7 protein-coding genes are annotated in these 13,984 nt (G+C 68.9%); 4 read left to right on the forward strand and 3 right to left on the reverse strand.

From position 1 onward, the window contains the following. Positions 1-278: 278 nt before the first annotated feature. Entirely contained in the window at positions 279-4,922 is a 4,644-nt protein-coding gene (locus tag J2Y46_RS00905) for a discoidin domain-containing protein (protein WP_310239587.1), read from the reverse strand. A gap of 325 nt (positions 4,923-5,247) precedes the next feature. On the opposite strand from J2Y46_RS00905, the gene J2Y46_RS00910 reads away from it, so the two are divergent. Together J2Y46_RS00910 and J2Y46_RS00915 are read left to right on the forward strand one after the other, a co-directional pair. Next, the gene (locus J2Y46_RS00910) at positions 5,248-6,096 is read left to right on the forward strand and encodes an NAD(P)-dependent oxidoreductase (protein ID WP_310239588.1); all 849 of its coding nucleotides are present in this window, start codon (positions 5,248-5,250) and stop codon (positions 6,094-6,096) included. Between the two features lie 65 nt (positions 6,097-6,161). Next, positions 6,162-6,794 carry a DUF1992 domain-containing protein gene (locus J2Y46_RS00915; protein ID WP_045297816.1) on the forward strand — a complete coding sequence of 211 codons (633 nt, stop codon included), beginning with the start codon at positions 6,162-6,164 and terminating at the stop codon, positions 6,792-6,794. A 103-nt stretch (positions 6,795-6,897) separates the two neighbouring features. Here the strand turns inward: J2Y46_RS00915 and J2Y46_RS00920 are convergent, their stop codons facing one another. Further along, positions 6,898-10,236: a family 43 glycosylhydrolase gene (locus J2Y46_RS00920; RefSeq protein WP_310239589.1), complete on the reverse strand. Its 3,339-nt coding sequence runs from the start codon at positions 10,234-10,236 to the stop codon at positions 6,898-6,900. A gap of 226 nt (positions 10,237-10,462) precedes the next feature. Next, a complete protein-coding gene (locus J2Y46_RS00925) occupies positions 10,463-11,494 on the reverse strand; it encodes a LacI family DNA-binding transcriptional regulator (protein ID WP_045297817.1) in 1,032 nt (343 codons plus the stop codon). 176 nt (positions 11,495-11,670) lie between these two features. Between J2Y46_RS00925 and J2Y46_RS00930 the strand changes: the two genes are divergently transcribed. Together J2Y46_RS00930 and J2Y46_RS00935 are read left to right on the forward strand one after the other, a co-directional pair. Next, a complete protein-coding gene (locus J2Y46_RS00930; RefSeq protein ID WP_045297818.1) occupies positions 11,671-12,966 on the forward strand; it encodes a sugar ABC transporter substrate-binding protein in 1,296 nt (431 codons plus the stop codon). Positions 12,967-13,060: 94 nt separating this feature from the next. Then, the gene (locus J2Y46_RS00935; protein WP_045297819.1) at positions 13,061-13,984 is read left to right on the forward strand and encodes a carbohydrate ABC transporter permease; all 924 of its coding nucleotides are present in this window, start codon (positions 13,061-13,063) and stop codon (positions 13,982-13,984) included.

Genomic DNA, 13,984 nt, shown 5'->3' on the forward strand with positions numbered 1-13,984 from the left:
CGCCGGGGTGGCAGTATCCGCTCTGCTCACTCCGCTCTGCTCACTCGCCATCCCCCGGCGCGGTGCAGCCCGTTCCGGTCGGACGACACCCGAGTGACACCTGCGAGCCCGCGTGCTGCCCCACACGAGCCCTTGTCGCGCGACACGCGAGATGACATCCACCATCGCGTGCGGCGGCACATGGAACACCGCTGCCGGGCCCCCTTCGGGACCCGGCAGCGGTGCGTCGGTCTTGCGGAGGCGGCGACGGATGACCGTCGCCGCCTCCGGACTGTGGATCAGCCGCAGGACTTCGCCGTATACGGCGCCTTCACCGTGGTGGTGGAGCCGTCGGCTGCGGTGGCGGTCACCGACACCTCGCCGGCGGTCACCGACGCGGCGCGCACCGCGAAGGCGTTGCTTACCGCCTTGCCGGCCCCGACACCCGTGACCTGCTTGGTGCCGTAGTCGGATGCCAGCGCGAGCGTGACGGGTTCGTCGTGCTCGTTGGTCGCCTTCACGACCAGCTGGATCTTGCCCGCCACGCAGCGGGTGTCGACGGTCGCCGACACCTTCGGTCCGGGTGCGACGCCGTCGCCCACCGTCAGAGTCAGCGTCGTCGACGTGGTGCCGGCGGTGCTGACGTACGACGGCAGGATCAGCTGACCGCGGACCTCGTAGACGCCAGGCGTCTGCACGATCGACTCGTCGAAGTCCCACTCGACGCCGATCGCCCGGTTGTCACGTGAGCCGTCGTTGTACGACACCGCGACCCGCTCCGGCAGCCACGGCAGCTCGCCGACCTCGACGGTCTGCTCGAACTGCTGCGCTCCCTGGATCGAGATGCCGCCCTGCGAGTTCTCCGGTCGCACGTACACCTGCGCCTGGGCGATGAGCCCGTACGCCGTGTTGGTGCCGAAGACCGTGAACGGCTCGACGTTGGTCTCGGCGACCTGCTCCGCGGTGATCGGCTGCCAGGTGAAGGGCACCGAGCCACGCGCGCCGCTGGCGAAGACCACATCCAGCTCACCCGGCAGCTGCGGGATCTCACCCACGACCGTGCGGACCACGACGGGCGCATCCACAGACGCGACAGTCTCGCCGTTGACCCGCCAGCGCAGCACGCCGGTGCCCGCGCCGCCGGTCTGCACGCCCGTGATGCGGACGCGCAGCTGGCTCGCCTCGATCGCCTCGAACTCGAAGCGGTTGAAGGCGTTCAGCTTGAGACCCGCCGCGTAGGTGGAGCCGTTGGTGAGCGTCACCGGGGTCCAGTTGGTGCCGTCGTTGGAGGACTCGATGACGTACGTGTCGGCCCGCGGTGCCCGCGTTCCGCCGTTGTCGTCGTACCAGTAGAGCTCCGTGGAGCTGATCCGCACCGGCGACTGCCACGTGTACCGCAGCCAGGCGGCGTTGGCCGCCGAAGTGCCGTTGGCCGTCTGACCCCAGGTGCCCCAGCCGTTGCCCGCTCCGGGGTTCGAGCTGGACGGCGTGGTCGCCTCGTTGACGCGGTTCTGGTTCTCCCAGGACGCCACCCCGCTCGAGGTGATCGTCGCGACCGCGCCGTACTCGGCCGACGTGGCCTTCTCGGTGAGGTTGAGCGACACCTCTCGCTGCGTCGTGAGCGCGCCGTCGCTCGCCTGGAGGCGGAACACGTACGCGCCGGCGACGGTGCCCGTCACCGTGGTGCGCAGTGCGTTCTGGTCCGAGAAGATGACGCCGGCACCGGCAGGGGCCGACACTGTCGACCAGCTGTACGTCAGCGTGCCCGACTCCGGGATGCCGTCGTCCGTCGCTGTCCCGACGAGCGTCGTCGAGAGGTTGCCGTCGCGGGAGCGGTCGGCGGTCGCGGTGACCACCGGTGCGTCGTTGACGACCGCCGGGACCTCGCGGCCCGAGTCGAAGACCTGGATCTCCGAGATCGCGGTGGAGAACGACGGGGTGTTCGTGAACGCGACGCGCACCTTGCTCGCGGTGACGGTCTCGAACAGCGCCTCGTTGAACTTCGGCCCCGGGATCTTCGGAGCCTTGAAGGCGTCGGGCACGGTGACCCACTCGCCCGCCCCGTTCTGCACCTGGATCGCGTAGCCCTGCGGCTCGTGGTAGCCCCCGGACTGACGGTCGCTGACGAACCACACCTTGACGTTGTCGAACGTCTTCGGCGCGCCGAAGTCGAGGTCGACGTAGCCGCCGGCCTCACCGGTGCCGTAGTTGCCCCAGTAGGGCTCGTTCGCGGTGATGCCGTCGGTGACGGCGTTCAGCGACACCGGCCGCTCGGTCTCCTTGATGGCGCCCGGCGTGTAGTTCATCGACCCCGTCGAGAAGCCCGGCGTGTGGAAGTTGCGCCACGCGGCGGGACGCGCACCCTGCTGGGTCGCCGACGACGACAGCGTGGCTCCGGCGGCCAGGTTGGCCGCGTCCTCCTCGAGGTCGATGCCCGCGGTCTTGAGATACGACACGACACGCTCGTCCTGGATCGGGGTGTCGACGGCCGTCGGCACGTCGGCACCGTCCTCGGCGACCACCTCCACATCCAGTCCGGCGTCCGCCTCGGCGATCTCGTTCGTCGCCGGGTCGTAGACGAACCGGCCGAGATCGTCGGCGGTCGCCTTGCGCTCGCCGTCGACGAACAGGCTGTAGCCGGCACCCAGGCCGTACTTCGAGCCGTCCTCGTCCCAGACGATCGTCAGGTCCTTGCCGTGGTAGTTCAGGTTGTTCACCATGAAGTTCCCATAGCCGAGGTCGATCGGCCAGAGCTCGATCTTGTCGTCCGCGCGGGGACGGATGCCGCCCATGTCCTCCACGTAGATGTAGTTCATGTTGCCGAGCATCACGTGGTTCGGGTTGTTTCGGTTGTACGTCTTCGTGGCGGGGTTCCAGTTCGAGTAGTACTCGGACTGGTTGGCCACGCGGGCATCACCGTTGGGGTAGATGCTCCACGCCATCCACTGCAGCAGGCGCTCGGCGTACTCCGGGGTGATGTACTTCTGCTCCGGGTCGTAGTCGCGCAGCGCCGCCCGCACCGCGCGGTACTGCACGGTGAAGTTGATGTTCGAGAAGTTGTTCGACCCGCCGATCCCGAACTTCGCCCGGTCGTACTGGTTGGCCGTGTAGAAGGGGAAGATCGGGAAGTTGTCGCCGTACCGGAGGAACCGGTAGCCGTCGACGTACTTCTCGGCGTCCTCCTTCGGAATGAGCCCCTCCGAGTAGATGTCGTAGAGGTTCGACTCCTTGGCCGGGATCAGATCCCGCTCCGCGGCGCTCAGCGGGTTGGCCCCGCCGTTGGAGGATGCGGCCGCCTGGGCTCCGTGCGAGGTGCCCGCGAGGAACATCCGCATCTCTTCGCTCCACAGCCGGTCAAGGACCTCGCTCTGGATCCCGTCGGCGGCGGTGCGCATCTCGGCGACCTTCGCCGGATCCGCGCCTGCCTGCTCGTAGAGCTGTGCGGCCGCGTCGAAGGCGCCCCACACATACGCGGATTCCGGGCGCTCGATCGTGCGAGCCCCCGCCGCCGAGGCGTTCGTCTTCGGGTAGCCGAAGGTGATGGCGTCGGAGTCGTTGCCGGGCATGTAGTTGGTGTCGTACGCGATGAGCATGTCGTCGTTGCCGTCGTAGTGCTCGAGCTGACCGACGCCGTCGCCCTCGAAGTACGACGCGAACTTCTCGGCGATCGCCGGGCCGCCGCCGTAGACGTTGTACGCCTCGAGGCCCGCGGTGCCGATGTACTGGGAGTAGTGGTTGTTCCAGCTCGTGTGTCCGGGGCTGTCCAGGAACGCCGACGATCCCGACAGCTCTCCCACGTTGAGGATCTGGCCGTACGCGAGGTACGGGTTGCGGATCCACTTGGTGTCCTGCAGGTGCATCGGCTGCGTCAGCACGACCGCGTTCTGGTAGAGGTTCGAGCCCTCGACCGTCGTCGGGTACTGGTAGACGTAGCCCGACTCGTTCGTGTCGAGCGCGTTGTAGCGCTCACCCCACCACCGGTAGACGATCGCCTTCTCGATCGCCGCGTCGGGCACATCGATGTAGGGGATGTCCTCGGCCCAGCGCTTGTTGAACTCGGTGACGCCCGTGCGGAACGCTTCCGCCGGCGCGAGACCGGCGTACGTCTGCAGCTGCTCCGCTCCGGCGGGCATGCCGTCGCTGGAGAGCGCTCCGACGACGGAGATCTCGACCGTGCCGCCGGCCGGAACCGTGATCTCGCGGTCGAGGTTCGAGCCTGACCGCGTGAAGCCGGGCGCCTTGAGCGCGATGTCGACCTGCGACCACGCCGTGTCGTTGAGGCCGTTGTTGGAACCGCTGGTGATGGTGCGCGTGCCGACGAGTTCGTCGCCTGCGTCACCGGCACCGGTCGCCAGCGGCGATGCGGCGCGAACGGTGAAGGTCTGTGCGGCGCCGCCCGGGTTCTGGAACGCGATCGTGGTGACGGCGACGTTGTCGTACGTGATGAACTTCTTCATGTCGGCCACCACGCCCGTGGTGCCGATGTTGTACCGCGACTTCGCGTGGCTGGGCGCGTTGAATCGCTGGGCGCCCACCTCGGTGATGGTCTGCCCGGGCACGATGACCGAGTAGAAGGATCCGAGGTTGTTCGGTCCGCCGACGTAGGTCGAGCCCGCGAAGCCCATGACGCCCCACGTGCTGCCGCCGCGCAGGTACAGCGAGCGACCGCGGGTCTGGAGCACGGCGTTGTTCGCCGTGCCCGTCACTCCGAGGATGCGGTCGAGGTAGTAGTCGGTGCCTCCTGCGGCGAGATCCTTCTCGAAGATCGCGCCATGCATGCTCTCCGCCGTCCAGTCCACGCCGGGAACGAGCTTCTGCTCGACCTCCGCGAGGTTGGTGTACGTCGGGTCGCCGATGTCCATCGTGTCGGTCTGGCCGTCCGTGTAGACGCCGACATCGGATTCGTTGCCCGGCACAGGGGCTCCGAATGCGTTCGTCGGCACGAACGCGAGTGTGGCTGCCGTCAGCGCGCAGATCGTCGCTGCGGCAGCCGTTCTTCTCCTGGTTGTAGGCGACATCGCCCATCCTCTCCATCGGGGAACGGATGACTCGGCGACGCCGCGCGTGGACGGTCGGGGCGAACCGGGTCCGCGCCAGTAAAGCAGTGACGAAAGCCGGAGCGCAATGCTTTTCGGAGTTTTCGTGTTACCGGTATCTATTCACCCTGCTTCAAGGCGAAAACCCTTGCGGCTCGTGGAGGGCTCGTCCGAGCGGCCAGGAGCTGCGCGAGCGACCCCCGGTGCCGGCCAGGACTGGCAAGCTGGACCCATGCGCATCGCCCTCACCGGTTCGTCCGGCAAACTCGGCACCGTCGTCGCCCGCGAACTTCGCGCGGCCGGTCACGATGTCATCGGCATCGACGTCGTCGGCACCCGCGGCCCGGACTTCGTCCAGGTCGACCTCACCGACTACGGTCAGGTCGTCGACGCCCTCGCCGCCGTGAACGACCGGCACGACGGGTTCGACGCCGTCGTGCACCTCGGTGCGATCCCGGCCCCCGGCATCCGTTCCGATGTCGCGACGTTCCACAACAACATGACGGCGACGTTCAATGTGTTCTGGGCGGCCGTGAGGCTCGGCATCCGTCGCATCGTCTACGCGTCGAGCGAGACCGTGCTGGGGCTGCCGTTCGACGTGCCGCCGCCGTACATCCCGGTCGACGAGGAGTACCCGCCGCGGCCCGAGTCCGTGTACTCGCTCGTGAAGACGCTCGAGGAGCGCATGGCCGTCGAACTCGTGCGCTGGCACCCCGACCTGTCGATCACGGGCCTGCGGTTCTCGAACGTGATGGTGCCGGAGGACTACGAGGCATTCCCGTCGTACGACGCCGACGCGCTGCAGCGCAAGTGGAACCTGTGGGGGTACATCGACGCGCGGGACGGCGCGCATGCTGTCGAGCGCGCGCTCGAGGTCGCTCCCCCGGGCTTCGAGACCTACATCATCGCCGCCGCCGACACCGTGATGTCGCGCCCGAACGCGGAGCTCGTCGCCGAGGTGTTCCCCGGCGTGCCGCTGGCTCGCGAGTTCGGCGAGCACGAGACGCTGCTGTCGATCGACAAGGCCCGGCGCCTCTTGGGCTACGACCCGCAGCACTCCTGGCGTGACGAGGTGCGCTGAGCAGGGCGACGCGCACCATGGCGACGTAAGCTCGACGCGGACCCCGGTACGCGAGGAGGTCGCCGATGTCCGAAGACCCACGCCTCGCCGCCGCGCGCTATCGCGCCGAGCACGACGACGGCGAGCGCCACGACGACGCTGAGCGGGCGGATGCTGCCTCTCCGCCATCGCGGGCAGCTCAGGCGTACTCGGCGGCCGATCGCGCGGCGGTCGTCGAGATGGCGATCCAGCAGGCGATCCGCAGGGGCGAATTCGACGACCTGCCCGGCGCGGGCAAGCCGATCCCGGGCCTCGGCGAGACGCACGATCCGGACTGGTGGATCCGCCGCAAGATCGAGACCGAGCAGCTCACCGGCCTAGGCCCGCCGGCGCTCACGCTGCGCGTCGAGAACGCCGAGCTCGACGCGAGGCTCGACGAGCTCTCGCGCGAGGCCGACGTGCGCGAGGCACTCGAGGACTTCAACCGGCGCGTCATCGAAGCGCGGCGGCAGTTGCTCGGCGGACCGCCGGTCGTGACGCCGACCCGCGACGTCGACGCCGAGATCGTCGCATGGCGCGCCCGCCGCGCGGCACCCGCCGCCGTAGCGCAGACGGATGTCGCGCCCCCGCGCCGCCACCCCTGGTGGCGGCGCCCCCGCCGCGCGGGATCGGAGGAGATCACGACGGACGAGGACGAGCCTCGCGAGACGGTCCTCTGATGGGCGGATCCCCTCTCGAACACCGGACGTGGCGTCCCAGACCCGGATCCTCCGAGTCTGGGACGCCACACCCTTCACGAGCTCACGCGCTCAGCGCGAGCCCTCACTGACAAGCGGTGGCCGAGAAGGCCGCCTCCGCCTGCGCCGTGCGTCCATCTTCCGCAGCGGCGGCGACGGCGATCGTGCCGCCGACGACCGACGCGGAACGCGTGGCGAAGGCGACCGAAGCCGACTTGCCCGGCTGCACGGCGAGCGACTTCGATCCATAGGCCGAAGACACGTCCACTTCGAGTGCCGTGCCGCTGACGTTCTTCACCACGGTCACCAGCTGCACCTTGCCGGCGACACAGCGAGAGGTCGCGGTGGCCTCGAGCTGCAGCGCAGGCAGCGCGACCGTCATCTTCTTCTCGAGCACGACGTCGCCGCGGACGACGCGCACCGTGTACTCGCCCGCGGCGAGGCCGGCGCCTGCCGTGGCCGTGAGGGAGCCCGCACCGCTGCCATCGGTGTGGATCGTGCCGAGGGCTGCCGTCCCCGGCTCGAGCGTGACCGCGTAGTCGGCGTCGGCCGCGCCACCGGTCAGGGACACCGGGAACTGCGAGCCCGCCGTGACGGCGGTGGCCGGCACCTCGATCGCGGGCGTCGCGGCCGGGGCCGCGGCGATGACCTGCCACTCGCGGATGCCGGTCGATCCGCCGCCCTCCGCGGCACCCCAGGACTGCGAGACGATCCGCAGCGACGTCGTCTTCACCGGGGCGAAGTCGACGCGGTCGAATCCGGTGCCGGTGCGACCGTACGACTGCCCGGCGTCCAGAGCGACGTCGCGCCACGTCGTGCCGTCGGCGTCGAGGTACTGCAGCACCCAGCTCTTGGGCGGGATCATTCCGGCGTTCGCGGTATCGGGGCTGTCGCGGTACCACCACACACCCACCGAGTCGACGTCGACCGAGAACGACCACGTCAGCCGTGCGGTCTGCTGACCCGCCTGGGGCCAGGTGCCCCAGCTCGTCGCGTACTTGGCCGCGGCGTTCTCGAACGGCGCGTTGGTGCCGTCCTTGAGGCCGTTGACGTTCTCCCAGCTGCTCGTGAACGAGGCGGTGGCAGTCGCGTACGACGAGATGTTGCCCGTGAGCTGGGCGTTCGGGTCCTTCGGGATGGTCACCGAGCCGTTGGCGGTGTTGCCGGCGACGTCGCGCACGCGGTAGGTGAGCTGGTGCGGCAGCCCGTCGGGTGCGGCGATCGCCGTACCCGCCGTCGCCGCGACCCACGCCCCGGCGCCGTCGAAGCGATACTCGATCGCGGCCACGCCGGATCCGGCGTCGGTCGCGGTGATCGACACCGTGCGCGCCGCCGTGTCGAGCGCGGCGTTCGCGGTCGGAGCGGTCTTGTCGATCTTGACGGTGCGGCTCACCTCGGCCGACACGTTGCCCGACGAGTCCTCGGCGCGGGCCGTGACGGTGCTCGTCCCCTCCGCGGTCACCGAGACCTCGGCGAAGCGCGCGTTCGGCGTCGCCGTCCAGGCGCCCGAGCCGATGCGCGTCGACACCGTGGTGAGGTAGTCGACCGCATCCTCAGCCGAGGCGCGCAGCGTGACGTTCGAGGCGAACCAGCCATCAGCACCCGAGGTCCCGGAGGCCGCCAGGGTGACGGTCGGAGCATCGTGGTCGGCCGGCGGCGCGGGCGGGTCGTCCGAGCTGACGATGACGTTCGCCTGGACCAGCCCCGCGGCGACACCGAGCGCGCGGCCGGTCGCCATGAACGTGCCCGTCTGTGCGTAGTCGGACGCCTTCACCGGCAGCCAGTTCACCGGCGCCCACTGCTGCGCCCCGTCGACCGTGATCCGCACGGCCGCGGGCAGCGAGGGTGCGACCCCCGGCTTGGTGTGGACGTCGACGGGTGCGGGAGCCGCGGCCTCGCGACCGTAGACCTCCCACTCGGAAACCGACACGGAGTTGAAGTACGCCCCGCTGGCGCGCCCCGCGAAGGTCGCGCGCAGCGCCGTGGTGGTGACGGGCGTGAAGCTCGCCGTGAGCCAGGTGTTGACGGTCGTCGGGTACGTCGCGCCCTCGACGGGCCGCCAGTCGCCCGCGGCGTCGAGGTACTCGAGCTTCCACGATGCGGGCGGGCGGATCCAGTTGGAGTCCTGGTGGAACTGGATGCCGACCGAGCCGGTGCGCACCGGCGTCGTCCACTGGTACGAGAGCCAGTCGGTCTCGTTCGCGCTGGTCGTTCCCCGGTAGTTGCCCCATTGGTCGGGCGGCAGCAGCGCCGTCGTGGCGCGGAATCCGTCGTTGACCGCAGTGGTCCGCATCGGCGGCTGCTCGGTGAAGGACGCCTTCACCTGTGCGTCGAGCGCGAGGTTCGCCGAAGGGGTCAGCTTGGGGTCCTTCGCGAGGGTCTGGGTCACCGGCAGGATCTTGGCGCCGTCCCACGTCACCTCGTCGATCGCGACGGAGCGGCGGAAGTGGCCACCGCCCACTGCATCCTTCGTGTGGTAGGTCAGGTACGACTTCCCCTTGAAGTCGATGAGCGACGGGTGCACCGTCGTCGCGGACGTGCCCGACAGGATGATGCCCTGGTAGTTCCACGGACCCGTGGGGCTCGTCGACGTCGCGTACGCGATGCACGCCTGATAGTTCGACGGCGTGCAGCTGCTGCCACCCGACTTCCAGTCGTACAGCAGGTAGTACAGCCCGTTCTTCTTGAACACCCACGGCGCCTCGTAGAACGAGGTGAGCCCCGACATCGTCGAGATCGCCCCGTCGAGCGCGGTCATCGACGACGTGAGCTTCACGACGCGCGCGACGCTCCACGAGCCCCAGTACAGGTAGACCGTGCCGTCCGTGTCGGTGAACACATGCGGGTCGATCACCTCCTGGCCGTTGGTGCTCGAGCCGAAGACGTCGGACCACCTCACGAGTGGCGCACCGATCGCGTCGGTCCATGGCCCGACCGGCGAGTCGGAGACGGCGACGCCGATCGCCATGCGGTTGGCCTGCGTCGTGTCCTTCGACTCCACAGGCACGTACCAGTAGTACTTGCCGTCGCCGCCCAGCACGGCATGACCTGCGTAGGCGGCGTTGCCCGAGGCCCACGAGAACACGGCGTCGGGGTCGAGTGCATTCTGATAGACGTCCCACTCGCCCGATGCGACGTCGTCGGTCGCCAGCACCGCGTAGTCGCGCATCGCGAACCCCGCCTGCTGCGCCGTCGCCTCGTCGTGCCCGGTGTAGACGTACAGGCGGCCGTCCGCTCCCACGAGGGGTGCGGCGTCGGCGGTGTACAGCGAACCGTCGGAGATGATCGGGTTTCCTGCGGATGTGATCGTGCGGGTCGGCGGTGGGGTCTCGGCGGCGGATGCCGGTAGGGCGCCGCCCGCGAGGATCAGCGCGACAGCTGCGGCAGTCGCCACCGCCGCCCGCGCCAGGACGTTGTCGTTCATGCGTGAATCACCTTTGTTTCGTCAGCGGCTGGTCTCGGCCGGGTACGCGACAGCGACTCGAGGAGCACCGAAACCGGTTGACACCACAGCAGCGATGTTGGCGCTCACAATTGGTGTTCTCGACGCTGGAATCCCGCGTGAGGGGCAGTTTGGCAGTGACCGACGCGCCAGCGCAATCGTTTTCGAGAATTTCGAAACTCCGAGCCGTCCATGACGGCACGGAGGGTCATCGACGCGGGATCGTCGACCCTCGGATCACGAGCCGCACCGGAAGATGGTGGCTTCCCTGGCCGATGTTCACGCCGTCGATCGCGTCGAACACCCGTTGCGCGGCCTGGCGCCCGAGCTGCTGCAGGTTCGCATCGATGCTGGTGAGCTGGGGGCGCGAGTTGGTCGCGAGCACCTCCCAGTTGTCGTAGCCGATCACCGCGAGGTCGTCGGGCACGCTGCGCCCGAGGTCGCGGGCGGTGTCCAGCGCACCGCGCGCGATCTGATCGGATCCGCAGAAGATCGCATCGACATCGGGATGCCGCTGGAGCAGGATCGCCGCGGCATCCCGGCCCCAGTGCTCTGTCCATTCCGAGAACATCGGCTCCCCCACGAGCTCCAGCCCTGCCGCGGCGAGCCCGGCACGGGCCCCCGCGACGCGATCCTGCGCGGCGGCGTATGCGGGATCGCCCGTGATGAGGGCGATGCGGGTCCGGCCGCAGGCGATCAGGTGCTCGACGGCGAGGCGCCCGCCTGCGTAGTTGTCGGGGGTCAGCGAGAGGTCGCGGGGGTCGTCGGACGGCGCATAGGCGTACACGACGGGAACCGGGAGGTCCTGGCCGAGCGATGGGCGGGGGTCGGTCTGGCGCCCGACGACGATGATCCCGTCGACGCGGCGGCTGAGGAGAGCCTTGAGATGGTGCTGCTCGCGGATGGCGTCGCCGCGCGCATCGCACAGGAACACGTTGATCTGCCCCGCCCCGAAGGCGTCCTCGGCGCCCATGAGGATCGGGATCATGAAGCGGCCTTCCAAGTCGCTCGTGAGCAGTCCCACGGTGCCGGTGCGGCCGGCGAGCAGCCCTTTCGCCATGGCGTTGGGGGTGAACGACAGCTCGTCGGCTGCGCGCAGCACGCGCTGCCGCGTCGCGACCGCGACGTCGTCGCGATTGTTGAGCGCCTTCGACGCCGTCGCAATCGACACTCCCGCACGCCGAGCCACGTCGCTCAGTGTCGCGGCGCGCGACCCGTTTTCGCTCGTTGCCACGGCCATCCTCCCTCTCGTGCTCAAACGTTATCGAAGACCATACTTGACGGTCTTGCAATGGCCACGATAGCTTGCTCGAAATGGATTTCGCCGATTTCGGTTTTCATCCATTGCACCCACTCGCAGCGATGCCGACCCGTCCAGCGTCATCCGCTCGAAGAAGAGCCAGAGGAGACAGTTGCATGATCACCACCCGACGTCGTGCCGCACTGCGGGCGGCGACCGCCCTCGTCACGGCGGGCGCCCTCATCGGCGGCCTCGCCGCCTGCGCCGGCAGCGACAGCCCCGCGCCGGCCGCATCCATTCCCGCTGAGGGAACGGACGACGGCTCGACGCTCACGCTGTGGACCCGCGCCCCCATGGAGCGGCAGGCCAAGCTCCTGGTCGAGGCATACAATGACAGCCACGAGAACGAGGTCGAGCTGACCGTCGTCCCCAACGACGACTACGTCGCGAAGGTCGGCGCCGCCGCCGGCTCGGGAGGCCTTCCCGACCTCTTCGCCGCGGACATCGTCTACGTGCCCAACTGGGTCGAGCAGGGCCTGTTCGCCGACATCACCGACCAGATCGACAGCCTGGACTACAAGGACTCGATCAACAAGGGCCACCTCGCGGCCGGCACTTACGAGGGCCAGGAGCACGTGCTGCCCTTCGTGCTCGACCTGTCGATGCTGATGTGGAACAAGGAGCTGTTCGCCGAGGCCGGGCTCGACCCCGAGAAGGCGCCTGAGACCCTGGCCGAGTTCGCCGAGGCGGCGAAGGCCGTGCAGGCGCTCGGCAAGGACGGCGTCTCCGGTACGTCCGCAGGCCTCAACTGCGGTGGATGCCTCGTCTTCACGTGGTTCCCGAGCGTCTGGGCGTCGGGCGATCAGGTGATGAACGCGGAGGGCACCGAGTCGCTGCTCAACGGCGAGGCCGCGCAGGAGGTCTACTCCACGTGGCAGGACCTCTACGACGCCGGGGCGGTCGCGCCGGGTTCGGCCGACGAGACCGGCGCCACCTGGGTCGCCGGATTCCAGGAGGGCAACGTCGGCATCATGCCGTACCCCGCGACCCTCCTGTCGGGCCTCGAGTTCGACGCGGGCGTCGCCGGCATCCCCGGGGTCGACGGTGGCGTATCGACGTTCGTCGGCGGTGACGGCATCGGCATCTCGAAGGACTCGAAGCTGTCCGCGCAGGCCTGGAACTTCCTCGCCTGGATGATGTCCGACGACGCGCAGGTGCAAGTGCTCGCCAAGGACGGGAACGCGGTCTCGCGCTCGGACCTCGCCAACAACGAGTACTCGTCCGAGGACCCGCGTCTGGTGACGATCAACGAGGTCGCCGGAGAGGGTGACACCCCCGTCGCCCTGCAGTTCCAGCAGGCGTTCAACGCGCCGGGCAGCCCGTGGCTGACCCTCGTGCGCAACGCGGTGCTCGAGGGCACCGACACCGTCGACGCCGACAACGACGAGATCACGGCCGTCCTCGACCAGTGATACACCCGCGGGGCGCATCGCCGGCACCCGGCCGCGCGATGCGCCCCGCACTCTTTCCCGCTCCTTGATCCCCAGCCTCGAACGAAGGACTGACGTGGCTTTCACGACCACTGCGCGCCGCGCGAGAGCACCGCGCGCGAACCGCCCGAGCCGGAGCGCCCTCGGCGGCCCCGTGCAGGGGTGGCTCTATGCCCTGCCGACGGCACTGTTCGTCGTGGCCCTCTTCCTCATCCCCCTCGTGCTCGTACTGCAGATGTCGGGCTCGGACTGGCCGCTGCTGCGCGGCAACATGGGATGGAACTTCCCGCAGAACTACGCCGACGCGGTCGACCTGCGGCTGTTCTGGGACTCGATCTGGTTCACCCTGAAGTACACGATCATCACGACGGTGCTGCTGATCGGCCTCGGACTCGGTCTTGCTCTGCTCGTGCAGGAGTCGAGCGCCTGGAAGGGGTTCCTCCGTACGTCGTTCCTGATCCCGAGCGCACTCGGCCTGGCCTCGGCCTCGCTGCTGTTCTATGTGCTCTACTCGCCGTTCGCCGGCCCCTTCGCCGACCTCATGCAGACGTGGGGCTTCACCTTCCTCGGCACTCCCGAGGGTGCGCTGTGGTCGACGGTGTTCCTCATCGTGTGGCGGTACGCGGGGTTCTACATGCTTCTCATGCTCGTCGGGCTCCAGGGCATCCCCGACGACGTCTTCGAGGCCGCTCGCATCGACGGCGCGTCGCGTTGGCAGACGTTCCGCCACATCACCGTGCCGCTGCTTCGCCCGACCTTCGCCCTGACCATCGTGCTCTGCGTGACCGGGTCGCTGCTGGCGTTCGACCAGTTCTACATCCTGACCAAAGGCGGCCCTGACAACAGCACCATGACCATCGTCCAGCTGATCTACAACGTCGCCTTCCAGGGGCGCAACGACCTCGGCATCGCAGCCGCGCTGTCGGTGATCGTGCTGCTGGCCCTCATCGTCATCAACGTCGTGCAGCTGCGCGCGTTCCGCAAGCCCGAGGAGGCGTGA

The sequence above is a fragment of the Microbacterium sp. BE35 genome (assembly GCF_031457705.1).
GTDB classification, from domain to species: Bacteria; Actinomycetota; Actinomycetes; order Actinomycetales; family Microbacteriaceae; genus Microbacterium; species Microbacterium trichothecenolyticum.